This is a genomic window from Klebsiella michiganensis (assembly GCA_000963575.1).
GTDB classification, from domain to species: domain Bacteria; phylum Pseudomonadota; class Gammaproteobacteria; order Enterobacterales; family Enterobacteriaceae; genus Cedecea; species Cedecea michiganensis_A.
Genome location: CP011077.1, coordinates 2,188,070 through 2,200,141 on the forward strand (window position 1 = coordinate 2,188,070; position 12,072 = coordinate 2,200,141).

The 12,072-nt window shown below is 56.8% G+C and carries 10 protein-coding genes; 4 read left to right on the plus strand and 6 right to left on the minus strand.

The window, feature by feature from the left end:
- Positions 1–279: 279 nt before the first annotated feature.
- Together VW41_10330 and VW41_10335 are read left to right on the plus strand one after the other, a co-directional pair.
- Entirely contained in the window at positions 280–1,074 is a 795-nt protein-coding gene (locus VW41_10330; GenBank protein ID AJZ89403.1) for a hypothetical protein, read from the plus strand.
- Positions 1,075–1,218: 144 nt separating this feature from the next.
- Positions 1,219–1,755 carry a cytochrome b561 gene (locus tag VW41_10335; GenBank protein ID AJZ89404.1) on the plus strand — a complete coding sequence of 179 codons (537 nt, stop codon included), beginning with the start codon at positions 1,219–1,221 and terminating at the stop codon, positions 1,753–1,755.
- 20 nt (positions 1,756–1,775) lie between these two features.
- Here VW41_10335 and VW41_10340 read toward each other — a convergent pair whose 3' ends face one another.
- Complete coding sequence (locus VW41_10340) at positions 1,776–2,672, minus strand: AraC family transcriptional regulator (protein ID AJZ89405.1); 897 nt, start codon at positions 2,670–2,672, stop codon at positions 1,776–1,778.
- Between the two features lie 125 nt (positions 2,673–2,797).
- Between VW41_10340 and VW41_10345 the strand changes: the two genes are divergently transcribed.
- Positions 2,798–3,685 (plus strand): NAD-dependent dehydratase, encoded by an 888-nt coding sequence (locus tag VW41_10345; GenBank protein ID AJZ89406.1) that lies wholly within the window; start codon positions 2,798–2,800, stop codon positions 3,683–3,685.
- A 43-nt stretch (positions 3,686–3,728) separates the two neighbouring features.
- Here VW41_10345 and VW41_10350 read toward each other — a convergent pair whose 3' ends face one another.
- The 5 genes from VW41_10350 to VW41_10370 form a co-directional block, all read right to left on the minus strand.
- On the minus strand, positions 3,729–5,999 hold the full coding sequence (locus tag VW41_10350; GenBank protein AJZ89407.1) for a TonB-dependent receptor: 2,271 nt from the start codon (positions 5,997–5,999) through the stop codon (positions 3,729–3,731).
- 91 nt (positions 6,000–6,090) lie between these two features.
- Positions 6,091–8,178, minus strand: a complete 2,088-nt coding sequence (locus VW41_10355; protein ID AJZ91925.1) for a protease 2 — start codon at positions 8,176–8,178, stop codon at positions 6,091–6,093.
- A 101-nt stretch (positions 8,179–8,279) separates the two neighbouring features.
- Positions 8,280–9,068, minus strand: a complete 789-nt coding sequence (locus tag VW41_10360; GenBank protein AJZ89408.1) for an energy transducer TonB — start codon at positions 9,066–9,068, stop codon at positions 8,280–8,282.
- A 7-nt stretch (positions 9,069–9,075) separates the two neighbouring features.
- Positions 9,076–9,948 carry an iron-regulated protein gene (locus VW41_10365; GenBank protein ID AJZ89409.1) on the minus strand — a complete coding sequence of 291 codons (873 nt, stop codon included), beginning with the start codon at positions 9,946–9,948 and terminating at the stop codon, positions 9,076–9,078.
- A 210-nt stretch (positions 9,949–10,158) separates the two neighbouring features.
- Positions 10,159–10,956 carry an AraC family transcriptional regulator gene (locus VW41_10370; GenBank protein AJZ89410.1) on the minus strand — a complete coding sequence of 266 codons (798 nt, stop codon included), beginning with the start codon at positions 10,954–10,956 and terminating at the stop codon, positions 10,159–10,161.
- Between the two features lie 115 nt (positions 10,957–11,071).
- Here VW41_10370 and VW41_10375 point away from each other — a divergent pair, with 115 nt between their 5' ends.
- Positions 11,072–12,016 carry an AraC family transcriptional regulator gene (locus tag VW41_10375; protein AJZ89411.1) on the plus strand — a complete coding sequence of 315 codons (945 nt, stop codon included), beginning with the start codon at positions 11,072–11,074 and terminating at the stop codon, positions 12,014–12,016.
- Positions 12,017–12,072: the final 56 nt, after the last annotated feature.

Here is a 12,072-nt window from a genome sequence, read left to right on the forward strand (position 1 = left end):
TCAGGCCTTGCTGGCCGCGCAGGAAAAATGGGCGGTGGAGCTGGGTTACCGCACGCTTAGCGTGAAAACCCGCAACAAATTCCGCGGCATGCTAATGATGCTGCTTAAAAACGGTTATCAGCTTATTGAGATGGAGCGGAAGGGCGACCCGGCCGATTCCCGCCTGCTGCTGCAAAAATCGCTCCCCGCCTGAAACTGCCCTTTCAGTCGCATCTGATAGGCGTCTAATTTGTAGCGGGTTAGGCTACAAGCTGGTTTTTAACCGGGAGGATCCCGCTAATGATGACATCCCCAACCTTGAGCCACCCGACAATTCAGGCCGTGAATACGCTGGGCCAGTGGCTGGCGCAAAGCGATTTTACTGGCGCGCCACAGGCACAGGATGCAGACCTGATTATCCTGGCGGGTAACGCCGTGATCCCAACCATCGACGCCGCGTGTGAGCTTGCCGCCAACGGTGAAAAACCGCTGCTGATTGCCGGCGGAATAGGTCATTCCACGACGTATCTCTACGGGGAAATTGCCCGCCACCCGCGCTATAACACGATTCCTACTACCGGCCGCGCCGAGGCGGCGATTATCCGGGATATTGCCCACCAGTTCTGGAAAATCCCGAGCGAGAAAATTATTACCGAAGAGAAGTCGACCAACTGTGGTGAAAATGCGCGCTTTAGCGTGGAAAAAATGACCGAACTTGGCCTCAACCCCGCACGCGTGCTGATTATCCAGGATCCGACCATGCAGCGCCGCACCGTCGCGACTTTCGCTCGCGTCTGGCAGGGCGACGCGCAGGCGCCGGAGTGGCTAAGCTGGCCAGGCGTGGTACCGGAGTTAGTCGAGGGAGAACAGGGCGCTATTTTTGCCGGAGAGGCGGAAGGTTTGTGGCCGATTGAGCGCTATGTGTCGCTGGCGCTGGGCGAAATCCCTCGCCTGCGCGACGACGCAACCGGCTATGGTCCGCAGGGGCGAGACTTCATCGTGCACGTTGATATTCCACCGCAGGTGATGGCCGCCTGGCACGCTCTCCAGCAGGACATGGCGCTGAGCGCAATGATCCGCGAACGCGGGCTTTAAACCTCGGGCTTTGCCCTGAATAACGTTAAGGCTAAAAAATTACACGCTGAAACAAATTAACGTCCATAATACGTTGATGTTAATACTCTTTTAATGTTTCTTCGTTATCCTGGCATTTAACGTTTTTTCAGGGCAGGGTCTCTCATGCGCACTAAATACACTTCGTTACAGATTTCGATCCACTGGCTGGTCTTTCTGCTGGTGGTGGGAGCCTACTGCGCCATGGAACTGCGTGGCTTTGCGCCGCGTAGCTACCGGCCACTTATCAACTCCATCCATTTCACCTGCGGCATTTCGGTCCTGGGGCTGATGGCTGCCCGCCTGCTGGTTCGCATCAAATACCGCGCCCCGGCTATTGTGCCCAGGCCGCACCCGGCGGTGACCGGTATCTCTCATCTGGTCCACACGATTGTCTATCTGATGTTTATTGGCCTGCCGGTGCTGGGCTTGCTGGCGATGTACTATCGCGGCAGTGACTGGGTGGCCTTTGGGCTACAGATGCCGGTGGCGGCGGTACCGGATGAAGACCTGGAATTCAGCCTCAAATCCTGGCATGAGCTGCTCGCCAACACTGGCTATTTCGTTATTGGTCTTCATGCTTTCGGCGCTCTGTTTCACCACTATGTCTGGAAAGACAACACGCTGCTGCGAATGATGCCCGGCAAGCGTGAACGGCCCTGATTGTCTGCGGCGGCTGGCCGTTAGCCTTTTGAATACTGCCGGGGTGAGCAGCCCATCACCCGCTTGAAAGCCTTACCAAACGCGCTTTCCGATTCATACCCCAATTCCACCGCAATACGCGCCAGGGAATCACCTGACTGGCGCAGCCTGTCGCAAGCCAGCATCATGCGCCAGCGGGTCAGGTAATCGATAGCGGATGCGCCCGTCACCGCTTTAAACCGGGCGGCAAACGCTGACCGCGACATCCCCACGCGCTCCGCCAGTTTTTCCAGCGTCCAGTTGAACGCGGGCTCTGTATGCATGCAGGTCAGGGCCAGACTGAGCTGTTTATCCGCCAGCGCATAGAGCCAGCCCACGGCGGGCTGATGAGTCAGGTGCAGCCTCAAAGCCTGAATCAGCATCATCCAGGCGAGCTGCTGGACGATAAGCGCGCTGCCGGGGCGAGGCTGGCGGACTTCATCGGTCATTTGATCCAGCGCCCAGCGCATGGCGGCCTTACTCTCAGGCCGCTGAAGGCTAACCACCGGCGGCAAAGAGCTCAGCAGCAGATCGGCCGCTTCCCCGCTCAAAACAAAATGGCCGCCGACCAGGAAACTGCTTTCCTGCTGGCCGGGGACGACGTCAGGTCCGAGCTTCCCCGCCTGGCGCAGCGTGTAGAAATCTACAGGTGTGGCATCTGGCCCGGTAGCCAGGCAAAAAGGCGGCCCCGGCGGCAGAAGATAACAGTCGCCGGCCTGCAGCAGCAGCGGCTTGTCCATACCGTCAACGGAGAGCCAGCAGCGGCCAGACACCACGGCATAGCACTTGATTCCGGCATGTGCCGGCCACTGAATGGCCATATCTTCATGCAGGGCAACGCCGCCGGAGGCGTAGCTCTGGGGTTTCAGCAGGGAAAGCAGTTCAGACAAAGGATCCATAGTAACTCCGGACGATAAGACCAAAAATGGCGATTTTTGAACATTGTTCGTCTTTTCTCATCTGTTTACAGTAAATCCCGTCGGACGGCAACTCAGTCCTCAGTGACGGTTTGGGATAATTGACTATGCGTATTTTTGTCACCGGTGCGACCGGTTTTCTTGGCTCGGCCATCGTTCAACAGTTGCTTGCCGCCGGGCATCAGGTAGTGGGGCTCACGCGTTCTCAGCGCGGGGCTGAGGCCTTATCATCCTGGGGAGCAAAAGCACACTATGGCGATTTGGATGACCTTGCCAGTCTGCAGCACGGGGCGGATCTTGCGGACGCCGTAATTCACACCGCTTTTAACCACGATTTTTCTACCTTTGCGGCGAACTGCGAGGCTGACGGGAAAGTGATTGCCGCCATGGGGGACGCGCTGGTGGGCTCGGCCCGCCCAATGGTGATCACCTCTTTTGTGGCGATGGGGGCCACTGAACCTGGCCAACCTGCGACGGAAGCGGGGTATAACCTTCAGACGCCAAACCCACGTAAGGCCACGGAAATTGCCGGGGTCAGCCAGCTTGAGCGGGGCGTTAACGCCGCGTTTGTGCGGCTGCCGCAGGTGCACGACACCTTCAGGCAGGGGCTCATTACGCCGCTTATCGAGCTGGCGCGCGACAAAGGCGTGGCGGCTTATATTGGCGAGGGTAAAAACCGCTGGTCGGCGGTGCATCTGAGCGATGCCGCCCGTCTGTATGTTAAGGCGGTGGAAAGAGGCATGGCGGGGGAGCGCTATAATGCCGTGGCGGAAGAGGGGATCGCCACTAAAGCCATCGCCGACGTGATTGGCCAGGGGCTTGGCGTGCCGGTACGCAGCATTGAGGCTGCCAAAGCCAGCGATCATTTTGGCTGGCTGGGGAGCTTTGCCGCACACGACATGTCGGCCTCAAGCGCAATCACGCAGCAGAAAACCGGCTGGCGACCCGTTGGCCCAGGGCTGATGGAAGATTTGCAGAAGATGAAATACCGTTAACCGCACATCGCCCGGCTAAAATCTCCGGGCGATGGCATGACAATCAGAAGCGAACTTCGCCGCCGAAGATCCAGGTTCTGCCGCGCGCGGTATTGGCCCGGCTGGCATCATCATCGCCCGGCCCAGGCATCATATTGAGCTTATTCAGCGCCTCGGAGTAATCCCGGTTCATCAGGTTTTGCACCGTAAGCTTCAGCATCAGATTGCGGTTCACCTCGTAGGTGCCGTAGAGATCGATAATCGTCGGGATCTGCGGCAAATCCTCTTTAATGATGGCGCCGGTCTGCTCATCGGGTTCAAAATCAGGCGACATACGACGGGCTTTCCCGGTGTATTTGACAATCGTCCCGAGGGTCAGCGCCTCATCGAAGAAACGTACCCCGGCATCCAGCGTCATGTACTTTCTTGGCAGCTCGGTAATATCCCCGGCGCCAAAGTAGGTGCTGGCGATGGACGTAGGCTGGTCGGTCAGCTGTTGGCTAAAGGAGAGACGGGTGAAGGCGAACCCAGCGTCGTAATCCATCTCAAGCTCAACACCCTGGGCGGTGACGCCGGTGGCGGAGTTCACGTAGATGTACATATTGTCGCTGTAGTCCTCGCTCATGTCCGCCCAGCCGTTGCCAATCACCTCGGACATGCTGCATTTTCGCCCGCTGGAGCAGACCTGGTAAGACTCGCTGAAGATATAGTTCTGGATCCTGCTGCGGTAGCCCAGCAGTTTAAAGCGCAACGAATCCTGTTTAGCGATAAGGTCTTTGGTGTCGATATTAAAACCAAGCTGCCAGGTTTCTGCGAGTTCAGGCTTTAAGAAGGGGTTCATGGAAGCCCCGCCGGAGTTGGAGAAAAACATCTCCTGAATATTTGGCGCACGCATCGACTTACTGTAGCCGACAAATGGCTGAAGCCATGGGGTGACCTGGGCTGACAGTTGGGCTGAAGGGTTAAAGCCATTTTCTCGCTCATCGACCTCATAGCTTCCCTGTGGGACGCAGATTACGCGTTCGTCACAGGGTGGTTTATGCCCGGTGATACGGTTGTGCGTGTAGTTGAAGTTAAGATCTGCCTGCCAGATACCGCGCTTCACCTGCAGCCCGGTGTATAACGCCGAAATATCCTGCTGCCCGGAAGGGGCGAACGGGTTGTTTTCGATCGACTCCTGGTTGGTTTTCTCATCTCCTGCGGCGGAGTTAATTATCCTGGTATAGCGGGTGCGCATCAGCTTCCCGCCCAGCGTAAAGGCCAAATCGTTATCGCCTAAGCTGAAACGGCTGACGTTACTTATATCCAGCGCATCAGAGCGGTTTTGCGCGGATGTGCGGTAAAAAGTAAACAGCGAGTCATCACGATATTTCTGATCCCCGCGGCTGGTACTGGCCGCGACTTTAAAATCAATCAGCTCAGTAAACGGGGCGTAATGGTATTTAATATAATAATCGTCGCTGGTGATATCCCGGCGGGAGAATCTATTCTTATAGGTTCTGGCCGACAGTTCGAAGCTATTAAATTCATCAGGTTTAATATCCATTTTATAAAGCTGGGATTTCGGGTTCTGCTTCATAAATTTATCGTAACCAAACTCTTCGCTATTAATACCGGAGCCGTTTGAGAAATTCGAATAAATAGAGCTACCGCTGATGGCGGCCATGGCGCCGAAGCTTACGGTATCGGTAAAGGCGTCGGTTTTTCCAGCGGCGGAAATCATCCCGCTGCGTCCGATACCGTTGCTGCCTACCGAGAAGCGCGACCGCAAGCCGTAATCATTGCCTTTAAAAATCACGTCATCAACGCCAAGGGTGCGCATATTTGCGCTTCCCGTCAGGGCGTTGATCCCCGCTGAGCCGCTGCTGTCCCCGCGAATGACGTCCACGCCGACCAAAAAGTTAGGATCGATGAGTACGCCGGCCTGGTTGTTGGTGGAGCCGTGCACGGTGGTGCCGGACGTCGTGGTGCCGTAAAAACTTTGGGTGATCCCATCCACCATGGTGTTAACCCGGCCAAAGCCGCTCATTCCGCGAATGTTGACGCTGACCGTGCCCTGGCCGGGATCGATTTGGGTATAGGTACCGGGCATGCTGCGTAGCGTGGCGTCCAGAGACTGCAGGTTTTTATCCGTGGCGCGGGAGCTGGTTGCGCCTGGTTTTTCCAGCGCTTCTTGCTCGCGGGTGATATTCCCGGCGGACACATTAAGCGGGCTAAATACCGCCGTGCCTTTTTTATCCCCGCTGCCTTTATCATTATTCTCTTGTGCCGCACCGCTGGCGCTGAGCAATAGCATGCCCGAGCCGAGGGCAACGGCCAGTTTATTAACGTTCATACGTGTCCTTGAAGTATCGTAATAAAATAAAAAATATTTTTATAATTATGTCGCCTGCACGAGCCCTTCCCGCTAAGGGAAGGGTTCCCGGTTAGCGTTGTTTATCTGCTTCCAGAATAAAGCTGTATTCCAGCGCGGTATTTTCCAGGCGCTTTATTCGGCCTGATTTACCGCCGTGTCCGGCCTGCATATCGGTCAGCAGGAGGATTTTTCCGGGGCCCCGCTGGTTTTCACGCAGCTTAGCGACCCACTTTGCGGGCTCCCAATACTGTACCTGCGAGTCGTGGAGGCCGCTGGTGACCAGTAAATTTGGGTAGCGGGCGGGTTTTACATTGTCGTAGGGGCTCCATAACTTGAGGTTCAGATAATCCTTCTCCCGGTGTGGATTACCCCATTCGTCATATTCGCCGAGCGTGAGGGGCAGCGAATCATCCAGCATGGTTGTGACCACATCCACGAAGGGTACCTGAGCAACCACGGCGTTAAAGAGGGTGGGTTGCTGGTTAATGACGTTGCCCATCAGCAAGCCTCCGGCGCTCCCCCCCATGGCGTAAAGCCTGCCAGGCTGCCCGTAGCCAAGTTCAACCAGACGGTGGGTTGCATCGAGAAAATCATTGAAACTGTTTGGCTTGTTTTCCAGTTTTCCCTGCTGATACCACTGCTGGCCGAGTTCCCCCCCGCCACGAACGTGAACGATAGCGAACACAAAACCACGATCCAGCAAGCTTAGGCGGTTGGCGCTGAAGGCCGGATCCATACTCATTCCGTAGGCGCCATAGCCGTAAACCAGCAGCGGGCTGTGGGCCGGTTTGAACATTTTCTGGTTATAGACCAGCGAGACGGGCACCTGAACGCCATCGCGAGCGGTGACCCAAATCCGCTCGCTGTGGTAATCCTGCGGATCGGTATGGTTTACCGCCTGACGTTTAAGCAGGGTGCGCTCGCCGCTGACCAGATCCCATTCATAAGTGCTGGTGGGGGTGGTCATTGAGGAGTAGCCATAGCGCAGTTTGCCGGCCTGCGGCTCCGGGTTATAGCCAAGCCAGGCCATATAGCTGGCATCATCAAACTTAAGCGTCTGCTCCTGACTATCGCGCCAGTTAATTTTACGGATTTGGCTCAGCCCGTCCTGGCGTTCAGCAACCACCAGCCAGTCCTTAAACAGCGCAAATCCTTCCACCATTTTATTGGGTTTGGGTGCAACCACGGCCTGCCACTTGCCGCCCGGCGTGGGGCTTTTATACAGCCCGAAATTGGCGTTTTCCTGGTTGGCACGCAGGTAAAACGCCTCGCCAAAATGGTCGAGATAATATTCAATCCCCGGCCTGCGGGTGGCAAAAAGTACCGGTGGTGCCTCGGGATTATCCGCGTCGATCAGGCGTGCTTCCGATGACGTGCTGGCGCTGAGCGTGATGATTAAATAGCGGTCTGATGCCGAACGGGAAAGTCCCAGATAATAGCCGCCGTCAGCCTCCTGGTAGACCAGCACATCCTCGGCGACAGGCGTGCCTGGCCGGTGCCGCCAAACCTGCGAGGGTACCAGCGTTTGTGGGTTATTGCGGATGTAGAACAGGTAGCGTCCGTCGTTGGACCAAACCATATTCCCGGACGTGTTTTCGATCGCATCGGGGAGCCATTGCTCGCGCTTTAAATCCCGGAGCGAGAGGCGGTACTGGCGGCGGCCCGTCGTGTCCTCGGCAATCGCCATCATCTGGTTATCCTGACTGACGACCAAACCGCTGAGCTGGTAATAGGCCTGGCCTTTGGCGCGCTGGTTGCCGTCCACCAGCGTTTGCCAGTCGCCATGACTTCCGATGAGTTGCCGCTGGCTGACGGCGTAATCTTGCCCGGCGAGATAAACATCCTGGTAGCGATAACCGTTTCGCTGGAAGGGCACCGAGCGGTTTTCCGGGCTCATCCGCGCGACCATTTCCCGATACAGCGTGTCCGTTAACTCTGCGGAGGGTTTCAGTACCCGGCGGGCGTAGTTATTTTCATCCTCAAGATGACGCCGCACTTTTGTATCGCTGCGGCTGTCATCCCTGAGCCAAAAATAGTTATCCACGCGGATGTCGCCATGCTCAATCAGCCGGTGGGGAATTTTGGGCGTAGCCGGCGGGGGCGGCACGTCGGCAATTGCCCAGCGGCCGGACAGTGAACAGACGAGAAACAGCGGCATTGCTTTCCATAGTTTTTCCATGATGCCTCCTTAATGCCAGGCGATGGGACGCCCTGCCGAATATTCAGCATAAAATTAACGTTCAGATAGTGGGCTTAGCGCTAGCTTCGGCTAAGCTCCGTCAGATCAAAATTGATTGGCATCGTGACTTTATAAAAGCCACCCTTTAAGCGCTCTGCGGGGGGCTTTGGCAGCGGCTGGGCGCGTTCTAAAACGGCCACGGCTTCCCTATCGAGCGAGCGTGTTCCCGATGATCCAGCCAGCGAACTGGCAATAACCACGCCCGCAGCATCCACGGTAAACGTGACCACCGCCATGCCGGTCCTGGCACGCTGGCGGGCATCGCCGGGATAGCGTTTAAAGCGGTTGAGATGGCCTTTTACCCGGTTTTCCCATGAGTCCTCCAGGCTGTCTTGTTTCTCGGCATCGCTGTGGTAAGGCGCGGCAATGCGTGAGGAAACCACGCTGGATTGAGGGGCGGCATTGGTCGAGATGGCCGCCTGGCTACTGTCGCTGGTTTTTTCCCGGACGTGACGCGGCGGACGAGGCTTTTTCTTTTCGCCCTCGGCGGCTTTTTTCCGGCGAGTGACTTCAATCACCGCGTCTTTGGCTACCGGCAGCGGCTGCTGTTGCTTGTCCTCGGCCTGCTGTTTTTCCTCTGCTGCCGCAGATTCTTGCTGCGCAATACCCACTGGAAGCGGGACTGGTGGGGTCGGCGCTTCGATATTGTCTGACCACTGCAGCATGACGGCGGGTGCAGGTCGCAGGGCAGACGGCGTGTCAGACGCCTGCCAAACGAGTGCCAAAAAAAGCCCCCCGTGGAGAAGCAGAGACAACGTAAAGCCCGTCCCGCTTCTGCCCGGCAGCGAAGTATTAAGTGTGTCTGTCATCCACGGATTACCGTTTGGCCGGGACAGGGGCGACAAACCACACATAGTCAGCCTGAGCCGCCGTGATGTTCATCCCTTTTTCCGCCAGCATCAGCACAACAGGCTTCGAAGCAGGGGACAAGTCTTCCATATGCAGCGGGACGCCGATGCTCTTTGACGCATGATATCCGCCCGCAATCAGCAAGGCAGGCGCCGGGGCGTTCAGCAGCTGCTGAGCCATGTAACGATCGCGCTGTTGCTGAATCGCCAGCATCGAGGTTAACTGCTGGCATTCGATTTTGCCTCCGTGCATGGCAATAATCGTTTCCTTCAGCGCGGCCTGTACGGCGGGTGCGGTTGATTTGTTCCCTTCCGGGAAGCGTGGGGCTTTATAGAGGCGCATTATCTCATCGCGGTTGATATTGGCGTTGAGTAAAGGCGAGGGGGCCCGCAGGGCCTCGGTAACAATGCTGCCGTACATTTCCCACGCCCAGCCTTTTTGCCAACTGAGCAGTTCCTGGATACGGCCGCCCCGCACCTGAGGCTCATCCTTCAGCCAGGCTTTTACCTGGTTGACGCGCGGCTGCTGGCTGGCGGTCAACATCTCCAGCAAGATGCTGCCCTGAGGGCGCTCCTGCCGCAGATTTTGCAGCAGCCAAAGTTCAATTTGATGATGTTCGGCGTTATCGTGCTTTTCGCCGACAATAAGCCGCTGAGCACCGGCAAGCTTGACCAGTAACTGCCGTTCGGTCAGCGTTTCGCCGCTCTGTAAATCAACGATTTGCCCACGCGTGACGGCGACATGGCTTGCCGCTTGAGGAGGGGGAGTGGTTTGGCTGCAGGCGCTGAGGCCCAGGCTGGCTAACGCGATCAAAGACGTAAGGATCAATTTTTTGTGCATATCTTTTGCCCGGAGGTAGCCTTCACTGGCTGTTAGTCTTTATGGCGATCAATTTAGTGCGGGCAGGATGCTAACAAATAAAGATATCAAATGATACTCATTATCATTTAAAAGTTTTTGTTAGCAGGTTATTTGAGCGGTAAATAGCTTGAATAGCAGCAAAAAAAGCCGCCTGCTGGCGGCATATATGGTTCAAAATAGCGTGAACGGTCAGCGGGCGTAACGCGGCGCTGGCTGAGATGCGCTCAGATGCGAGCTGAGCACCCGGCGTTCAGCCTCCCAGTTATCCCATTCGCTGCCTTCCTGTAACGCAGGAATGGTGACTTTCTCCCCGGCATCAAGGCCGACCAGCGCGGCATCCACCATGTCTTCCGTGCTCATCACCCAGCTTTGCGGCAGATTTTCATGCCCACCAACGCCGGCAATATTCCAGAAGTCCGTGGCCGTTGCGCCGGGCAGCACGGCCTGAATACGCACGCCTGATTCTGCCAGTTCCTGCTGCAAAGAGTGGCTCAATGCCAGCACGAACGCTTTGCTGGCGCCGTAAACGCCGTTCAGCAATTCAGGCGCAATGGCTACGACCGAGGCGATGTTAATTATGGTGCCGTGTTGGCGGGCAGCCATCGCCGGGGCTGCCGCATACGTCAGGCGGGTCAGGGCCGTCACATTAAGGTCGATCATCGCGGTCATTTCATCCACGCTGGCTGCCAGCACGCTTTCTTTTGAACCGAAGCCGGCGTTGTTAACCAGCAGCGAAATAGACGCGTCGTTTTTTAGCCGCGTTTCGAGCTGCAGCAGCTCCGCCGCATTCCCCAGGTCGGCGGTAATGACCTCCACCGATTGCCCGCTTTCCTCGCGGATGCGCCGGGCAACCTGGTTCAGACGGTCAGTACTGCGGGCTACCAGAATAAGATCGTACCCGCGTTTTGCCAGACGGGCCGCGTAGACGGCGCCGATCCCGCCGGATGCGCCAGTGATGAGGGCCGTGCCTTTAGATGCGTTGCTCATGGTGTGACTCCTGAAAGGGGTTAGTTGACGCAGGCAACATTAACACTGGCTTTTTGTGTCTCAAATGTCATATAACCGTCTTTTTATGACATCATCAATGACAACGGTGTGCATCATGCAAAAGGTTGGTTTTGTTGTTACTCCCGGGTATTCCACCATGGGGTTTGCCGTCATCACGGCGTTTGAAGTCGCTAACCTGATGGCGAGTGAGCCGGTTTATGAGCTGCATCTGCTCTCAGAGCACGGCGGCAGGGTGCCTACGTCGGCAGGCTTTGAGGTGATGACCGAGTCAATGGTGGATACCCAGTACGATCTCCTGCTGTTTGGCGCCACGATGGAACAGGCTTCCCCCGCGACGATTGATTTTGTTCGCCAGGCTGCGGCTTATGCACGCCGCGTGGCCGCCGCTTGTCTGGGGACCTTTTTATTGGCAGAAGCCGGGCTGCTGGAAGGCCGGCGCGCCACCACGCACTGGATGTACGCGCGAGATCTGCAGCAGCGTTTTCCGGGCATCAGCGTCGAAGAGGACAAGATTTTTATTTGCGATGGGCCTTACTGGACTTCTGCGGGGATGACGGCGGCTATCGATCTTGCGCTGGCGCTGATTGAAGACGATCTGGGGGCGGACATCGCCCGCACCATTGCCCGGAAGCTGGTGCTTTATCACCGCCGGTCCGGCGGCCAGTCGCAGTTTTCCTCCCTGCTTGAACTGGAACCCAAAACTGACCGTATCCAAAAAGTGATGACCTGGGCCCGCGCGCACCTTGAAAATGCGTTGAGCGTGGAAGAATTGGCGGCGGTGACTAATTTATCTCCCCGGCAGTTTAGCCGCATTTTTCAGGCTGAAACCGGCCAGTCGCCCGCCCGCGCCATAGAGCACTTGCGCCTGGAGTCCGCCCGGATGCTGCTTGAAACCAGCGCCCGCTCCATCGACGAAGTGGCCCGGCAGACCGGGTTTGGCGAGCGGGACAGAATGCGCCGGGCGTTTCTGCGCGCCTACGGCCAGCCGCCGCAAGTGATACGCCGCCAGGCAAGAGGGGATGAAGAACTGCAGGCCTAAAATTGGCAGTGGCGACATGTTTTTATCGCTGTATTATCAAACGGATAATTATCTGC

Bases quoted from the DNA above. Each gene is read 5' to 3' on its own strand.
- VW41_10375 (AJZ89411.1), top strand. From the start codon at position 11,072: ATGCAAAAGGTTGGTTTTGTTGTTACTCCCGGGTATTCCACCATGGGG.
- VW41_10370 (AJZ89410.1), bottom strand. From the start codon at position 10,956: ATGAGCAACGCATCTAAAGGCACGGCCCTCATCACTGGCGCATCCGGC.
- VW41_10365 (AJZ89409.1), bottom strand. From the start codon at position 9,948: ATGCACAAAAAATTGATCCTTACGTCTTTGATCGCGTTAGCCAGCCTG.
- VW41_10350 (AJZ89407.1), bottom strand. From the start codon at position 5,999: ATGAACGTTAATAAACTGGCCGTTGCCCTCGGCTCGGGCATGCTATTG.
- VW41_10345 (AJZ89406.1), top strand. From the start codon at position 2,798: ATGCGTATTTTTGTCACCGGTGCGACCGGTTTTCTTGGCTCGGCCATC.
- VW41_10330 (AJZ89403.1), top strand. From the start codon at position 280: ATGATGACATCCCCAACCTTGAGCCACCCGACAATTCAGGCCGTGAAT.
- VW41_10355 (AJZ91925.1), bottom strand. From the start codon at position 8,178: ATGCCGCTGTTTCTCGTCTGTTCACTGTCCGGCCGCTGGGCAATTGCC.
- VW41_10335 (AJZ89404.1), top strand. From the start codon at position 1,219: ATGCGCACTAAATACACTTCGTTACAGATTTCGATCCACTGGCTGGTC.
- VW41_10340 (AJZ89405.1), bottom strand. From the start codon at position 2,672: ATGGATCCTTTGTCTGAACTGCTTTCCCTGCTGAAACCCCAGAGCTAC.
- VW41_10360 (AJZ89408.1), bottom strand. From the start codon at position 9,068: ATGACAGACACACTTAATACTTCGCTGCCGGGCAGAAGCGGGACGGGC.